A 15,502-nucleotide genomic window follows, 5' to 3' on the forward strand; every position below is an offset into this window, starting at 1 on the left:
TCTCCCGCAGGCGGGAGAGGTGAAACCAGCCGGCCCGTCTACCCGCTCCCGTTCCGCTTCAAAATCATCTCCATCGCCTCCGCAAAACCGTCCTGCTCGTTGGACGCGGTGACGTGGGTGGCCTGGTCCTTGACGTCGTCGGCCGCATTGCCCATCGCGATCGAGGTGCCGCTGACGCGGAACATCGCGAGGTCGTTCTGCATGTCGCCGATCGTGGCGACCGCGTCGGTTGAAATGCCGAGGCGCTTGGCCATGGCTTGCACGAATGTGCCCTTGTCGAAGCCGGGCGGGGTGATGTCGAGATAATAGGTTTGCGAACGCACGGCCATCGCCTCGCTGCCGAGCGCCTTCTGCATCGCCTTCTCGCAATGCTCGAGGCCCGCCGCATCGGCGCTGGCGCCGACGATCTTGCAGGCGCTGGCGAGATACGGCGAGAAATCCGCGATGATGGTCGGATCGGAGCGGATCGTATGTTGCTCGTGAGCGACGTATTGGCCATCAGGCCTGTCGATCAGCCATTTGTCGGTGGTGAACAGCCAGATGTCGGCGCCGAAGTCCCGGAGAATTTGCAAGCTTCGCTCGGCCGCGCCGGCAGGGATGAGATGCTGCTCGACCGGATTCATCTCGGGGTCGACGATCGAGGAGCCGTTGAACGGGCCGACCGGCAGCCAGAGCGCCAGCGGCTCGATCAGGAAGCGCATGCCGATCGCGGGGCGGCTCGACGTAATCGTGAAACCGATGCCGGCCTGGTGCAGACGCTGCACCGCGGACCTCGCGCGGTCGGTCAGCGTCTTGTCCTTGGTCAGCAGCGTACCGTCGACGTCGGAGACGACGAGCGAGATTTTTGTCATGACGGTCCCTTGGGTGTTTCTTGGGTGTTTGGCCTCAGCGTTTCGCGCCGCCCAGTTTCAACTGCCGCACCGCGCCGTCCACGATCGCTTCCACGGATTCGTCGATCGAGACGGTGATCACGTGCTCGCCAGCCTCCGGCGGCTCCAGCGTGTTGAACTGGCTCGTCAGCAGGCCGGGCGGCATGAAGTGCCCCTTGCGTTGCGCCAGGCGTGCGGCGATCAGCTCCTTCGTGCCCCTCAGGAAGATGAAGCGGACGTCGTCGCGTCCGCGCAGCAGCACGTCCCGATAAGTATGCTTCAGCGCCGAGCAGGCGATGATGACGTGCTCGCCCTTGTCACAGACCCGCGCGATCTCGTCGGCAATGGCATTGAGCCAGGGCCAGCGGTCCTCATCGGTGAGGGGATGGCCGGCCCGCATCTTCTCGACATTGCTGGCGGGATGAAAGCTGTCGCCGTCCTCGAAGCGCCAGCCGAGGCGCTCGCCCAGCGCTTTTGCAACCGTACTCTTGCCCGAACCCGACACGCCCATCACGATCAATGCACAAGGTGCTTCAACGCCCGCCACGTATTCCCTCCGGAAGCGCGGCCTGGTCGACCAGCCAGACGGTCTCGCCATTCGAGCGCGCGCGTACAGCCGGCAAAGTCTCGCCATTGAGCAGGCGCGTCAAGATCGGCTGCTTGTCATGCCCCGCTATCTCGAACAGCATTTCGCGGCATGACGCCAGCGCGGGCAGGGTGAGCGAGACCCGCGGCACGAAGGGGGCAACATTGGCCTTGGGGACGCCGACCACCCAGCGTCGCGTCTCCTCGATTGCAGGATAGCCCGGGAACAGCGAAGCGGTGTGGCCGTCCGGGCCTGCGCCCATCAAAACCATGTCGAACAGCGGCCGTGCCGGATCCAGGCTTTCCGCGCCGTAGAAAGCCTGCAGCTCGCGCGCATAGGCCTCGGCGCTCTGATCGGGGGTGTCAGCCGTCGTCGGGATCGGGTGAACATGGCCGGAGGGCGCGTTGCGATCGAGAAAGGTCGCGCGCGCGACCGCCATGTTGTTGAGGGGATCGCTTTCGGGCACGAAGCGCTCGTCACCGATGAACCAGTGCACGCGCTCCCACGGGATTTTTTCGCGCCAGGCGTCGCTGCCCAGCAGCTGGTAGAGCTTCTTCGGGCTGGAGCCGCCGGTCAGGCAGATCGCGATGCGCCCGGGATTGGCCGCGATTCGCGCCATCACCCGTTCGGCCGCGGCCCGGGCGAGAGCCTCGGCGTCGGCCGCGACGATCAGCTTCGGCTGTCCGGCCATCGCCGTCACGAAAACTTACGCCAGCTTCGGCCGTCGCGGCGGAGCAATTCATCGGCGCAGGCGGGGCCGTCGCTACCGGCTTGATAGGTCTCGATGCCGTTGCTGCCCGCGTTCTTCCAGGCGTCCAGGAACGGCTGCACCGCCTGCCACCCGGCTTCGATGCCGTCGGCGCGCTGGAACAGGATGTTGTCGCCGATCATGCAGTCGTAGATCAGCGTCTCGTAGCCGGTCGAGGGATCGGCCCGGAAATAGTCGCCATAGCGAAACTTCATCTCGACGCCGTCGATGGTGACGCTCGGCCCCGGGATCTTGGCGTTGAACTGGAGCTCGATGGTCTCCGTCGGTGCGATGCCGATCGTGAGGAAGTTCTGGGAGAGGCGATCGACAGCCGTGCCTGAGAACATCGACAGCGGCGCCTGCTTGAACTTGATCGCGACCTCGGTGCGCTTGTGGCCGAGCGCCTTGCCGGTCCGCAAATAGAACGGCACGCCGGCCCAGCGCCAATTGTCGATCATCAGTTTCAGCGCGACATAGGTCTCGGTGGTGCTGCCGGGTTTGACGTCCTCGGTCTTGCGATAGTCCGGGATCTCATCGTCGCCGATGCGCCCCGACAGATATTGGGCGCGCACCGAGCTCTTCAGCGCTTCTTCTTCGCTCGGGCGCTGAATCGAGGTCAGAATCTCGGCTTTCTCGGAGCGCACGGAATGGGCATCGAAACGCGCCGGCGGCTCCATCGCGACCAGCGACATCAGCTGAAACAGATGGTTCGGCACCATATCGCGCAGCGCGCCGGTGGCATCGTAGAAGCCGCCGCGATGGCCGACGCCGAGCTTTTCCTCCACCGTGATCTGGATGTGGTCGATATGGTTGCGATTCCAGATCGGCTCGAACATGCCGTTGGCAAAGCGCAGCACCAGGATGTTCTGCACTGTCTCCTTGCCGAGATAGTGATCGATCCGGTAGATCTGGTGCTCGTCCATGATCTTCAGCAGCTCGCCATTCAGCGCGCGCGCGGAGGCGAGGTCGGTGCCGAACGGCTTTTCGATCACCAGCCGCCGCCACGCGCCGTTCTCCTTCATCATGCCGGTGCGGCCGAGCTCGCGCGCGGTCGGCGCGAACGCGGCCGGCGGGGTCGCCAGGTAGAACAGCCGGTTGCCGCCGGTGTCCTGCGCGCATTCCAGGGAATCCAGATGCTCGCGCAGGCGATCAAAGGATGGCGGATCCTTTGCGTCGGCTTCGACGAAGGTCACGCATTCCAGCAGCTTCTTGGCAATGTCGTCGTCCACCGGCCGGGTTGCGAACTGGCGCAAGCCCTTCAACAGGCTGTCGCGCAGCTCGTCGTCCGACTGGCCCCGGCGGGCGACGCCGACCACGCAGAACTTTTCCGGTAACAGATGCTCGGCCGCCAGATTGTAGAGCGATGGCATCACCAGCCGATGGGTGAGGTCGCCGGTGACACCAAAGATGACGAAGGCGCAATTTTCCGGCTTGCGCTTGGCTTGCGGGTCTTTTGTCACGAACTATTGGCCTTCGCTCTGCTAATTGCTATTTCGGCTTCGAAGCAGCCGGCTGCTTCGGCTCCTTGTGGCCGCCGAAGCCGGCTCGCATCGCTGAGAGAATTTTCTCGGCGAAGGTGTGTTCCTTGCGGGAACGGAACCGTGCGAACAGCGCCGCGGTCAGGACTTCGGCCGGCACGGCCTCGTCGATCGCCGCGTTCACGGTCCAGCGTCCTTCGCCGGAATCGTCGACGAAACCGGAATATTCCGTCAACGCCGGGCTATCGGCGAGCGCCGTCGAGGTGAGATCGAGCAGCCAGGACGGGATCACGCTGCCACGCCGCCACACCTCGGCGATATCGGCGAGATCGAAATCGTAACGATGATCCGCCGGCAAGGCCTCGATGTTGGCGTTCTTGAGGATGTCAAAACCTTCGGCATAGGCCTGCATCAGGCCGTATTCGATACCGTTGTGGATCATCTTGACGAAATGCCCGGCGCCGACGGCGCCGGCATGGATGTAGCCCTGCTCGATGCGGGGATCGCGGCCCTCACGTCCCTCCGTGCGCGAAATGTCGCCGGCGCCGGGCGCGAGCGCGGCGAAGATCGGATCGAGCCGATCGACCACCTGTTTCTCGCCGCCGATCATCATGCAATAGCCGCGGTCGAGGCCCCAGACGCCGCCGGAGGTGCCGACGTCGACATAGTGGATGCCGCGCTGCTTCAGCGCCTTGCCGCGGCGGACGTCGTCCTGCCAGAACGTGTTGCCGCCGTCGATGATGACGTCGCCTTCCTGCATCGCGCCCGCGATCGTGTCGATCGTGGTCTCGGTGATGTGGCCGGCCGGCAGCATCACCCACGCCGCGCGGGGCCGCTCCAGTTTCGCAATGAACTCTTCGAGCGTCGCCGAGCCGACCGCGCCGTCTGCGGCAAGGCCGGCGACGGCCTTGGCGTCCTTGTCGTAGACCACGGTCGAATGGCCGTGGCGCATCAGGCGGCGAACGATGTTGCCGCCCATCCGGCCGAGGCCGATCATGCCGAGTTGCATTTGAGGAATTCCCTTAGTTCAGTGCGTCGTTGAGCGCGGCATTGAGCGCCGCGAGACCCTTCTTGAGCCCGCCCTTCAGGTGGACCCGCAGCGCGCGCCGGCCGCGCTCGGTGAGCACGTCGAAGTCGCCGCGCGCCTGCGCGGCCTTGATGACGCCGAAGCTGGCCTTCTGGCCCGGCACCGGCAGGTCCCTGGCATCGTCGGCGGTGATCTGGAGGAACACGCCGCTGTCGGGGCCGCCCTTGTAGGCCTGTCCTGTCGAGTGCAGGAAACGCGGTCCGAACTCGGCGCAGGTTGCGACATGTCGCTTCTCGCGCACTTCGAGCCGCATGGTCTGGAGTGCGTCGATCGTCGCCTTGTCGCGCGCGATGTAGCCGAGCAGGGCGACATAATCGCCATGGTTGGAGCGCGACAGATGCGCCTTCAGCCATGAGGTGAGGTCGCCGTTGGCGCCGGCGGCGCGCAGGGCCGCGGCGTTGGTCTCGTCGGTGTAGAGATCGGCCTCATTGGTGCTGACCACCGGCTGCTCGGCCGGCAGCGCGCCGGTCTTTTCGAATGACGCGGTGAGCTCTCGGGTCTTGATCTTGGCCGCTTCCACGTCCGGCTGGTCGAACGGGTTGATGCCGAGGATGCTGCCCGCCACCGCCGTTGCCATCTCGAAGCGGAAGAACTCCTGGCCGAGATGGTCGATCGACTTCATCACGATGCGCACGACGGGATGACCGGCCGCTTCGATCGCAGCAAGCTGCGAGTCATGGGCGGCGTCTGCTTCGCCCTCGATACGGATGTCGATGAAGAGCCGGTCATTGCCGTAGACCGCAGGCTCGCCCAGCGGCTCGCCGTCGATCGGGATCAGACCCTTGCCATCCTTGCCGGTCGATTCCGCGATGAGCTGCTCGGCCCAGGCGCCGAAATCGGCGATCCTCTTCGACGACAGGATCGTCACCTTGTCGCGGCCTTCGAGCGCTGCATGGCCCATGGCAAGGCCAAGCTGCACGCCAGGGTTCTCGGCTGGCGGCACGTCCGGTCCGCAGGAGCGGGCCATGGCAAGCGCATGCTTGACGAAGGTCTTGATATCGATGCCCGCGGTTGCCGCCGGCACCAGGCCAAACGGCGAGAGCACCGAATAGCGTCCGCCGATGGAGGGCTCGCCGTGGAAGATGCGCGCATAGCTCAGAGTCTTCGCCGCCTTCTCCAGCGACGATCCGGGATCGGTGACCGCAATGAAGCGATGGCCGGTCTTGACCTTCGGCCCGACCGCCTGCGTGACGCGCTCGTGGAAATAATCCTTCATCGCATTCGGTTCGGTGGTGCCGCCGGACTTGCTTGAGACGATGAACACGGTGTTGGCGATGTCGATCCTGGCCTCCATCGCCCGCACCTGCGCCGGATCGGTGGAATCCAGCACGTGCAGCTTCGGGAACCCGGGTTTCTTGCCAAAGGTCTCGGCCAGCACCTCCGGCCCGAGGCTTGATCCGCCCATGCCGAGCACGACGGCGTCGGAGAATTTCTGGCCTTTCACGCGACTGGCATAGTCCTCATAGTCGGCAACATCGGCCTTGGCGGCGCTGTCGAGCCAGCCGAGCCATTTGTCCTCGTCAGTGCCGGTCCAGACCGATTTGTCGCGCTGCCACAGCCTACGGATCTTGGCCGACGCGCGCCATTCCTCGGTGCTCTTGGCCACGGCCTTGCCGAGACCGTCGCCGAGCGAGAGCAGCTGGCGGTCGATCGCGGGCCCGAGCACGGTGGCGCGCTTGTGGGCGACCGCACCATAGAGCTTGTCGGCAGCGTCGGCGAACTGCTTGACGCCGTCCTTGACGAGCTCCTCTGTGATGGCATCGAGCGAGACGCCGGAGCGCTCCAGCTCTTCCAGCACGCGGCGGGCGTCGTCGAGGTTTTCTTCAAGGCTGTCGCGCGGCTTGCCGTGGTCACGGAATGCGTCGAGCGTCGCCGGCGGCACGGTGTTGATGGTGTCGGGGCCGATCAGCTCCTCGACATAGAGGACGTCGCTGTAATCCTTGTTCTTGGTGCCGGTCGACGCCCACAGCATGCGCTGCGGCTTGGCGCCCTTGGCGGCGAGCTTGTCCCAGCGGGGACCTGAGAACAGGCGCTTGTAATCCTGATAGGCGACCTTGGCATTGGCGATCGCGACCTTGCCCTTCAGCGCGGCCAGCCGCTCCTTCTCGGACGGATCGTTGGCGCGAGCGATCTTCTCGCCGAGCTGCTTGTCGACCATGCTGTCGATGCGGCTGACGAAGAAGCTGGCCACGCTCGCGACATGCGAGGGGTCGCCGCCACCGGCGACGTATTTCTCCAGGCCCGCGAGATAGGCCTCGGCGACCTGAAGGTAGACTGCCTTGGAGAACAGCAGCGTGATGTTAATGCTGATGCCGTCGCCGATCAGGGTCTCGATCGCCGGCAGGCCCTCCGGCGTTGCCGGCACCTTCACCATCAGGTTCTTGCGGTTGACGTCCTTCCAGAGCCGCCGCGCCTCGGTGACCGTGCCGGCGGTGTCCATCGCCAGATAGGGCGAGACTTCAAGGCTGACATAGCCGTCGCCACCCTTGAGGCGGTCGTAGACCGGGCGCAGCACGTCGGCGGCGTTCTGGATGTCCTCGACCGCGACGGCCTCGAACAGGTCGGCGACCGACCGATCGCCGCGCTTCAACGCCTTGCCGATCGGCGCGTCGTACTCGTCCGAGCTGCCGATCGCTTTCTCGAAGATCGAGGGGTTGGAGGTGACGCCCTTGACGCCGTCGGTGTCGATCAGCCGCTTCAGGTCGCCCTTGGCGATGAAGCCGCGGGCCAGGAAGTCCAGCCAGACGGCTTGTCCGTGCTTTTCCAGTTCTTTGACGGGATTCATGATGCTAATTTATCTCCAAGCCTGCGGGCGAGGGGTTTCCGCGCCGGTCCTGACGCGCTATCCTCTAGCTTACATGCTTCCTTGAGGGAACCAATCAAGGGTATGGGCGTCATATCCTCCAGTGTAACTCCGTCGCGATCATGGCGATCCGCGTAAGGGAGCCGAGTTGCGTAAAAAGGTCGTTGGCCGTGAGGAATCGGTCGGGCCCTTGTTGTGTAACGCCAGCTGTCTCGCCTCGCCGCTAGCGGCTGCGCGGAGTACTCATCAGCGGATTCCGGTCCGGCTGATGCATCGTGGCTCGGTCGCGAATGGCCATGCTGGGGGAAAGCATGCAAGCACATCATGACCGTCTGGCGCTCGCTGTCACAGACAGCCTCCAGTCGGTCACGTCGACCGGATGCGTCGATGCGTCCCACGATCTCGAAATCGGTCCGTGTACGACCCAAACGCGGCTGCTGGTCGTAGCGGGCTTCGCCATGACGCTGCTCAGCGCAACGCTCGCCTTGGGCTGGTCGAGCGCTTTTGGCGATTACGACGCGACGGTCGGCTCTGCCGGCGTGGTGGTGTTCGCCGTGATGACCGGTCGGCTGATCTGGATGCTCCCCGCCGAGCGGGGAGCGGTGGTGATCGTCACCCCCTATGGCATCCGCGATCTCCGCATTGGCAATGAATTTCTGCTGTGGGACTCTATCGCGGAGATTTCGGCTGAAGAACGCCGCGGGCGCAAGGTGATCGTGCTGACGCCGACGCCGGCCTTGCAGCGGCAGCTCTGCAGCATCCGCGGCTTGGCCCGCTGCGTGAGGGACGATCGCATCGTCATCCGGTCGGAGGGCCTGGCGACCGATTTTGATACACTGCTGCGCGCTTGCCGCGACTATCACGCTGCCGGCGGTCCGCGCACCGCATTGCAGCAGGAAGATGAACGCGGCACGCAAGGCTTCGCCGCACAAGCGTCATAAGATCGCCGTTCGCAGACCGCTATGATGCGAGGCCGGATGAACGCATCCCCGGTAACGCCCGGATGTTGCGAGCGAGTGACATTTTCTGGAAATGAGCCAATATAGACAAAGATTCGCTCAAATATCAGGCAGGTGCCTGTTCGTAACTCACCCTGTGCCTACGTTGTGCGTTGCGCCGAGAAGGCGCCCGGGTGTCGAATGATCGTCATGTGCTCACGCTGATTCGAGAGTGGCGCTAAGGAACGGTCCGGTCGCTGCTTTCGTTCAATTGTGTAGCGGAACTCACGCGGAGAGGGATCATGTACAACGATTCTCTATTCAACGCTTTCGCTAAGTCGTTCGAGGCGAGAAGCCAACACGACATGTCGATGGCGGAATATCTGGAATCGTGTCGAAGCGATCCCATGAAATACGCGAACGCGGCCGAACGACTGCTAGCAGCGATCGGTGAGCCCCAGACGATTGACACGGCCAAGGACCCACGCCTTGGCCGTATTTTTTTGAACCGCACGATCCGCACCTATCCGGCCTTCGCCGGCTTCTACGGCATGGAAGAAACCATCGAGCGCATCGTCGGTTTCTTCCGTCACGCGGCGCAGGGCCTCGAAGAGCGCAAGCAGATCCTGTATCTGCTCGGTCCGGTCGGCGGCGGCAAATCCTCGCTCGCCGAGCGGCTCAAGTCGCTGATGGAAGTGCATCCGATCTACGTGCTCAAGGCTGGCGACGAGCTCTCGCCCGTGTTCGAAAGTCCGCTCAGCCTGTTCGATCCGGATCAGCTCGGCCCGATGCTGGAAGAGAAATACGGCATTCCGCGCCGCCGTCTCACCGGCCTGATGAGCCCGTGGTGCTACAAGCGGCTGGAAGCCTTCGGCGGCGACATTTCCCAGTTTCGTGTCGCAAAAATCCAGCCGTCGCGGCTGCGCCAGATCGGCATCGCCAAGACCGAGCCGGGTGACGAGAACAACCAGGACATCTCCTCTCTGGTCGGCAAGGTCGACATCCGCAAGCTCGAAACCTACGCGCAGAACGATCCCGACGCTTACAGCTATTCCGGCGGCCTCAACCGCGCCAACCAAGGCGTGCTCGAGTTCGTCGAGATGTTCAAGGCGCCGATCAAGATGCTGCATCCGCTGCTCACCGCGACGCAGGAAGGCAACTACATCGGCACCGAGAACATCGGCGCGATTCCGTTCACCGGCGTCATCCTCGCGCACTCCAACGAAGCCGAGTGGTCGAGCTTCAAGGCCAACAAGAACAACGAGGCCTTCATCGACCGCATCTGCGTGATCAAGGTGCCGTACTGCCTGCGGATCACGGAGGAGCAGAAGATCTACGAGAAGCTGATCCAGGGCTCCGAGCTCGCGGCCGCGCCTTGCGCGCCCGCGACGCTGGAAACGCTGGCGCGGTTCTCGGTGATGTCGCGCCTGCGCAAGCACGAAAATTCCACGACCTACGCCAAGATGAGGGTCTACGACGGCGAGAGCCTGAAGGAGACCGATCCGAAGGCGCGCAGCGTCCAGGAATATCGCGATGCCGCCGGCGTCGACGAGGGCATGGACGGTGTTTCCACCCGCTTTGCCTTCAAGATCCTGGCTGCGACCTTCAACCACGATCCGCAGGAAGTCGCCGCCGACGCCGTGCATCTGATGTACGCGCTGGAGCAATCGATCAAGCGCGAGCAGCTGCCCGAGGAAGTCGAGAAGCGCTACCTCGAATTCATCAAGGCGGACCTTGCACCGCGTTATGCCGAGTTCATCGGCAACGAGATCCAGAAGGCTTATCTCGAATCCTACTCGGATTACGGCCAGAACCTGTTCGACCGCTACGTCGACTACGCCGATGCCTGGATCGAGGACCAGGATTTCAAGGACGCCGACACTGGCCAGCTGTTGGATCGCGAGCTTTTGAACCAGGAGCTGACCAAGATCGAGAAGCCGGCGGGCATCGCCAATCCGAAGGATTTCCGCAACGAGGTGGTCAAATTCTCGTTACGGTCGCGCGCCCAGAACGGCGGCAAGAATCCGACCTGGATCTCCTACGAGAAGATTCGCGATGTGATCGAAAAGCGGATATTCTCCCAGGTCGAGGACCTGCTTCCGGTCATCTCCTTCGGGTCGAAGAAGGACGGCGAGACGGAGAAGAAGCACGGCGAGTTCGTCGCACGCATGGTGGAGCGCGGCTACACCGAGCGTCAGGTTCGCCGGCTCGTCGAATGGTACATGCGCGTGAAGCAGGCCGGTTGAGGCGGATGGAAAAGTGCCGATTCACATTATTGACAGGCGCCTGAATCCAGGCGGCAAGAGTCTCGAGAACCGGCAGCGGTTCTTGCGTCGGGCCAAATCCCTGGTGCAGGGCGCCGTCAAGAAGACCTCGCAGGAACGCGACATCAAGGACGTCCTGGAGGGTGGCGAGGTCACCATTCCGCTCGACGGCATGCATGAGCCGCGTTTCCGCCGCGACGGCGGAACGCGCGACATGGTGTTGCCCGGGAACAAGAAGTTCATCGAGGGCGACTACCTCCAGCGCTCGGGCCAGGGCAGCGCCAAGGATTCCGGACCGGGCGAAGGCGACAGCGAGGACGCCTTCCGTTTCGTGCTCAGCCGCGACGAATTCGTCGATCTCTTTCTCGACGATCTCGAATTGCCCGACCTTGCCAAGCGCAAGATCGCGCACACCGAGAGCGAGGGCATCCAGCGCGCCGGCTACACCACGTCGGGCTCGCCATCCAACATCTCGGTGAGCCGGACGGTTCGGCGCGCACTGGCGCGCCGTATCGCGCTCAAGCGTCCCAGCAAGGAGGAGATCGAAGAGCTGGAAGCCGCCATCGCCGCCTGCGCGGACGAGGACGAGCGTCTGGTGCTGATGGCCCAGCTCGAAAAACTGAAGGCGAAGTCCAAGCGCATTCCCTTCATCGATCCGCTCGATATCCGCTACCGCCGCTTCGAGACGGTGCCCAAGCCCGTTGCCCAGGCCGTGATGTTCTGCCTGATGGACGTGTCGGGCTCGATGTCCGAGCACATGAAGGATCTCGCCAAGCGCTTCTACATGCTGCTCTACGTGTTCCTGAAGCGCCGCTACAAGCATGTCGACATCGTCTTCATCCGCCACACCGATCGCGCCGAGGAGGTGGACGAGCAGACCTTCTTCTACGGCCCGGCTTCCGGCGGCACGCTGGTCTCCAGCGCGCTGCAGGCGATGCACGAGATCGTGCGCGAACGCTTCAGCCCGTCGGACTGGAATATCTACGCCGCCCAAGCCTCCGACGGCGACAATTCCTATTCCGACGGCGAGCTCGCGGGCATGCTGCTGACCGACAAGATCCTGCCGGTCTGCCAGTTCTTTGCCTATCTCGAGGTCGGCGAGTCCGGCGGCAGCGCTTTCGATCTGTCTGACTCCTCGCTCTGGACTCTCTACGAGCGCCTGCGCAACAGCGGCGCACCGCTCTCGATGCGCAAGGTCAGCGAGCGCAGCGAGATTTTTCCGGTCTTCCACGATCTGTTTCAGCGCCGCGACACTGCCCAGGAGAAAGCCGCTCCATGACAGAACGCTTGTTCGAAGGCGCCGATTGGGATTTTCACACCTTGCAGCGCATCACGGATGCCTGCGAGGAGGTGGCGACGAAAGATCTCGGGCTCGACGTCTATCCGAACCAGATCGAAGTCATCACCGCCGAGCAGATGCTGGACGCCTATTCGTCGGTCGGCATGCCGCTGTTCTACAAGCACTGGTCATTCGGAAAGCACTTCGCGTATCACGAGGCCTCATACCGCAAGGGCCTGATGGGACTTGCCTATGAGATCGTGATCAACTCCTCGCCCTGCATCTCCTACCTGATGGAGGAGAACACGGCGACGATGCAGACCCTGGTGATCGCGCACGCCGCCTTCGGCCACAACCACTTCTTCAAGAACAACTATCTGTTCAAGCAGTGGACCGACGCCGACGGCATCCTGGACTATCTGGATTTCGCCAAGAACTACGTCATGCAATGCGAGGATCGCTACGGCCGCGTCGAGGTCGAGCGCACCCTCGATGCCGCGCATGCGCTGATGTCGCATGGGATCGACCGCTATCCCGGCAAGAAGAAGCTCGATCTCCGCGCCGAAGAGAAGCGGGCAGGGCGCCGCCGCCAGCATGAGGAGGAGGTCTTCAACGACCTCTGGCGCACCGTGCCGGCGGGAAAGAGCAAGACCCGGTCCGCGCTCAGCGTCGAACGGCGCCGCAAGCTGCTCGGCCTGCCGCAGGAAAACCTGCTGTATTTCCTCGAGAAGAGCGCGCCGCGGCTGGCCCCCTGGCAGCGCGAGCTGTTGCGCATCGTCCGCCACATCGCGCAATATTTCTATCCGCAGAGCCAGACCAAGGTGATGAACGAGGGGACGGCGACCTACGTCCACTATCGCATCATGACCAAGCTGCATCAGCAGGGCCGCATCAGCGACGGCAATTTTCTCGAATTCCTGCAGTCGCACACCAACGTCGTGTTCCAGCCCGAATTCGACGACCAGCGCTTTTCCGGCTTCAATCCCTATGCGCTCGGCTTCGCCATGATGCAGGACATCGAGCGCATCGTCACCCGGCCGGAAGACGAGGACCGCGAGTGGTTCCCGGACATCGCCGGCAAGAACGACGTGATGGGCGTGCTGCGCGACGTCTGGGCCAATTACCGCGACGAGAGTTTTATCGCCCAGTTCCTGAGTCCGAAGCTGATGCGGCATCTCCGCATGTTCCACCTGCATGACGATCCCGAGGAGCGCGCCGGCATCCGGGTCGACGCCATTCACGACGAGCGCGGCTTCCGCCGCGTCCGGCGCGAGCTGGCACGGCAGCACGATGTCGGCTACATCGACGCGAATATCGAGGTGGTCGACGTCGATCTCTCCGGCGACCGGCGGCTGATCCTGCATCACCATGTCATCAAGGGCGCGCAGCTCAACGAGACCGACGCCAAGCGCGTGCTCCAGCATCTCGCCGATCTCTGGACCTACGATGTCGCACTGATCGAGGTCGATTCCAACGACAAGGTGCTGCGCGAATACGTCGTGAGCCCGCGGCCGATCTCGGCGGTGGCGTGAGGGCGGGGCAGCTTCCGGAGCGCGATGAGATTAGCCTTGTGGCTTCTGCCAGGGAGCTGCGCTCCCTCCCCCGCTTGCGGGGGAGGGGTGGGGAGAGGGTGTCTCCGCAGCGGGATTCCCCCAGAGGATAGAGCCCTCACCCGGCGCTACGCGCCGACCTCTCCCGCAAGCGGGAGAGGTTGCAGCCAGTCCGCGGCTGCTAAAGCGATCAACGTGAATCAATCGTGCTCTAAGTCGATCGCTTCTTCGCCGGCTTCTTCTTGGCTTTCGACGCATTCAGCTCCACGGCTGCGCGGATCAGCGCCTTCAACGCCTTCTCGTTGATCTTGTCGCCTTCGCGAATATCGATCGCGCGGCGCACGTTGCCGTCGAGGCTCGAGTTGAACAGGCCGGCGGGATCGTCCAGCGCGGCGCCCTTGGCAAAGGTCATCTTCACCACGGCCTTGTAGGTCTCGCCGGTGCAGATGATGCCGTCGTGCTCCCACACCGGAACGCCGCGCCACTTCCATTCCTCGACGACATCAGGGTCGGCCTCCTTGATCAGGCCGCGGATTCGCCCGAGCATGTCGCCGCGCCAGTCGCCGAGCTCCTTGATCCTGCCGTCGATCATTCTGGATGGCGAAGCGCCATTCGTCTTCATCGCGCTGCTGGTTTTCGCGGTCACGGCCTTCTTCATGCTCACGCCTCTTGTCGGGCGCCGCGGCCGCGGCCGAGATATGGCAGCGCGAACATGTAGAGCCCGGTCGCAAGCAACGGGATCAATGGGACGAAGGCGAGCAAGCCGATCCACGTCGCCTGGACTTGCATCGTCAGGGCGACGATGTTGGCGATGACGGCCAGCGTGAAAGCAATCGACAGCCAGCGATGGATCTGTCGAATCCACATATTTCCGGTCAATGAAACCTCCTCTTGAGATGATCGAAATGAAGGCCGGCGGCCGAGCTAGTCTGCCTTGGCCAGCAGCTCGTCCAGCTTGGTGAGAAACTGCTTCCAGCCGGCATGCGCGCCGCCAAATGCCTGCTTCTGCGCCGGGCTGAAGCCCGCTTGCTCGACACGCAGATGAGTGCCTGCGCCCGTCGGCGTCAGCGTGAAGGTCACGACGCTCTTGAGATCGAACGCCGCGTCCTCGTGCGAGAAATTCCAGGTGTAGGCGAGCGTCTTCTGCGGCTCGATGGTGAGGACTTCGCAGTCCAGCACGCCGCCCCATTCGCCGCGAAGGTTGAAGCGGTGGCCCACGTTCGGCTTGAAGTCGTTCTTCATCAGCCATTCCTCGATCAGATGCGGCTGCGTCAGCGCGCGCCAGATCCGCTCTGCCGGAAAGGCAAATTCGCGCTCGACGACGACAGATCGGGTTTCGGTCGCGGATTCGTTCATTGGTCCATCCTCTTCAGGAGATCGTCGAGCGCGTCGAGCCGGTTCTGCCAGAATCCGGCCATCTGGCTGGTCCAGTCGATCAGCGGATTGAGCGCGCCGGGCTGGGCGCTGTAATGCGTCTGCCGTCCTTGATGCCGGTCGCGCACGAGGCCAGCCTGCTTCAGCGCGCCGAGATGTTTTGAGACCGCCGGCTGGGACACGCCCGACAGTGCCGTCAGGGCCCCGACCGTCTGTTCGCCCTCGCGGCACAATCGCTCGAAGATCGCCCGACGGGTGGGGTCGGCGAGCGTCCTGAACAGAAGGTCGTGAGCGGCGGCGGGCATGTAATCCATAACCTGTAAGTTATGGGTATATTCATAACCGTGGAGTTATGGATGTGTCAAGTGGGAAGTGGTGTGGAAGCGATCCCGCAAACTCCTCTTACCTCTCCCGCTTGCGGGAGAGGTCGGCGCGCAGCGCCGGGTGGGGGCTCTCTCCTCATCGGGGGTGTGGGATTGGTACACAACCGGAACCCCAGCCACACCCACCACGGGGGGATGGGCCG

14 protein-coding genes are annotated in these 15,502 nt (G+C 63.5%); 4 read left to right on the forward strand and 10 right to left on the reverse strand.

Annotated elements, in window-relative coordinates:
• Positions 1-38: 38 nt before the first annotated feature.
• The 6 genes from AC0L3K_RS16285 to AC0L3K_RS16310 are packed head-to-tail and all read right to left on the reverse strand — an operon-like array spanning position 39 to position 7,553.
• Positions 39-851, reverse strand: a complete 813-nt coding sequence (locus AC0L3K_RS16285; protein ID WP_219685524.1) for an HAD family hydrolase — start codon at positions 849-851, stop codon at positions 39-41.
• A 34-nt stretch (positions 852-885) separates the two neighbouring features.
• A complete protein-coding gene (locus AC0L3K_RS16290) occupies positions 886-1,416 on the reverse strand; it encodes a gluconokinase (RefSeq protein WP_026232661.1) in 531 nt (176 codons plus the stop codon).
• The gene (gene pgl / locus AC0L3K_RS16295) at positions 1,403-2,146 is read right to left on the reverse strand and encodes a 6-phosphogluconolactonase (RefSeq protein WP_473366354.1); all 744 of its coding nucleotides are present in this window, start codon (positions 2,144-2,146) and stop codon (positions 1,403-1,405) included. Before pgl ends, AC0L3K_RS16290 begins: the two co-directional genes overlap by 14 nt.
• 5 nt (positions 2,147-2,151) lie before the next feature.
• Positions 2,152-3,663, reverse strand: a complete 1,512-nt coding sequence (gene zwf / locus AC0L3K_RS16300; RefSeq protein ID WP_219685522.1) for a glucose-6-phosphate dehydrogenase — start codon at positions 3,661-3,663, stop codon at positions 2,152-2,154.
• A 28-nt stretch (positions 3,664-3,691) separates the two neighbouring features.
• Positions 3,692-4,690 carry a phosphogluconate dehydrogenase (NAD(+)-dependent, decarboxylating) gene (gene gnd, locus AC0L3K_RS16305; RefSeq protein ID WP_007595714.1) on the reverse strand — a complete coding sequence of 333 codons (999 nt, stop codon included), beginning with the start codon at positions 4,688-4,690 and terminating at the stop codon, positions 3,692-3,694.
• Positions 4,691-4,703: 13 nt separating this feature from the next.
• Positions 4,704-7,553 carry a bifunctional transaldolase/phosoglucose isomerase gene (locus AC0L3K_RS16310; RefSeq protein ID WP_473366355.1) on the reverse strand — a complete coding sequence of 950 codons (2,850 nt, stop codon included), beginning with the start codon at positions 7,551-7,553 and terminating at the stop codon, positions 4,704-4,706.
• A gap of 308 nt (positions 7,554-7,861) precedes the next feature.
• On the opposite strand from AC0L3K_RS16310, the gene AC0L3K_RS16315 reads away from it, so the two are divergent.
• The 4 genes from AC0L3K_RS16315 to AC0L3K_RS16330 all read left to right on the forward strand — a co-directional run bounded on the left by AC0L3K_RS16315 (position 7,862) and on the right by AC0L3K_RS16330 (position 13,584).
• Positions 7,862-8,512 carry a hypothetical protein gene (locus tag AC0L3K_RS16315; RefSeq protein ID WP_473366356.1) on the forward strand — a complete coding sequence of 217 codons (651 nt, stop codon included), beginning with the start codon at positions 7,862-7,864 and terminating at the stop codon, positions 8,510-8,512.
• Between the two features lie 299 nt (positions 8,513-8,811).
• Complete coding sequence (locus AC0L3K_RS16320; protein WP_007595704.1) at positions 8,812-10,755, forward strand: PrkA family serine protein kinase; 1,944 nt, start codon at positions 8,812-8,814, stop codon at positions 10,753-10,755.
• A 19-nt stretch (positions 10,756-10,774) separates the two neighbouring features.
• Entirely contained in the window at positions 10,775-12,052 is a 1,278-nt protein-coding gene (locus AC0L3K_RS16325) for a YeaH/YhbH family protein (RefSeq protein WP_198288307.1), read from the forward strand.
• On the forward strand, positions 12,049-13,584 hold the full coding sequence (locus AC0L3K_RS16330) for a SpoVR family protein (protein WP_007595700.1): 1,536 nt from the start codon (positions 12,049-12,051) through the stop codon (positions 13,582-13,584). The genes AC0L3K_RS16325 and AC0L3K_RS16330 overlap by 4 nt, the downstream gene beginning before the upstream one ends.
• A 229-nt stretch (positions 13,585-13,813) precedes the next feature.
• Here AC0L3K_RS16330 and AC0L3K_RS16335 read toward each other — a convergent pair whose 3' ends face one another.
• From AC0L3K_RS16335 to AC0L3K_RS16350, 4 genes are read right to left on the reverse strand one after another with little or no spacing between them, the layout of a single operon-like run.
• On the reverse strand, positions 13,814-14,260 hold the full coding sequence (locus AC0L3K_RS16335; RefSeq protein ID WP_354127281.1) for a DUF1801 domain-containing protein: 447 nt from the start codon (positions 14,258-14,260) through the stop codon (positions 13,814-13,816).
• 2 nt (positions 14,261-14,262) lie between these two features.
• A complete protein-coding gene (locus AC0L3K_RS16340) occupies positions 14,263-14,481 on the reverse strand; it encodes a hypothetical protein (RefSeq protein WP_007595696.1) in 219 nt (72 codons plus the stop codon).
• A gap of 45 nt (positions 14,482-14,526) precedes the next feature.
• Positions 14,527-14,958: an SRPBCC family protein gene (locus AC0L3K_RS16345; protein WP_007595695.1), complete on the reverse strand. Its 432-nt coding sequence runs from the start codon at positions 14,956-14,958 to the stop codon at positions 14,527-14,529.
• Positions 14,955-15,281 (reverse strand): ArsR/SmtB family transcription factor, encoded by a 327-nt coding sequence (locus AC0L3K_RS16350; RefSeq protein ID WP_007595691.1) that lies wholly within the window; start codon positions 15,279-15,281, stop codon positions 14,955-14,957. Before AC0L3K_RS16350 ends, AC0L3K_RS16345 begins: the two co-directional genes overlap by 4 nt.
• Positions 15,282-15,502: the final 221 nt, after the last annotated feature.

It is taken from the genome of Bradyrhizobium sp. MI1.10 (assembly GCF_055811035.1).